This is a genomic window from Marinobacter halodurans (assembly GCF_004327985.1).
Lineage (GTDB): Bacteria > Pseudomonadota > Gammaproteobacteria > Pseudomonadales > Oleiphilaceae > Marinobacter_A > Marinobacter_A halodurans.
The window spans coordinates 1-272 of record NZ_SJDL01000225.1; the positions used below are offsets into that span (position 1 = coordinate 1).

Annotated in this window: 1 protein-coding gene; it reads right to left on the reverse strand. The window is 66.2% G+C overall.

Annotated features, from left to right (window positions below; translation table 11 throughout):
* Positions 1-272 (reverse strand): condensation domain-containing protein (locus EZI54_RS24770; protein ID WP_165495883.1); only part of this gene is annotated, 272 nt, incomplete at both ends.

A 272-nucleotide genomic window follows, 5' to 3' on the forward strand; every position in this document is an offset into this window, starting at 1 on the left:
TCCCGGAAGAAGGTTTCATCCGATTCGACACTGTGGCCCAGGCGCGCCTGCGCCACGTAGTCCCGGTACGGTACCGGCAGGGGCAACTCGGAGACATCACCGTGCAGGTGTACCTGGACCTCCTCGATCAGGGCCTGGGTTGTGCTGGCGTCACCCACCAGATGATGGTTCAGCAGCATCAGCAACCAGCGGCCCGGCGTCCCCGCCTCCTGGCCCGGGTCCTCGGCCACCTTCGCCGCCAGTAACGGCGCCCGCCGAATATCCAGCCGATA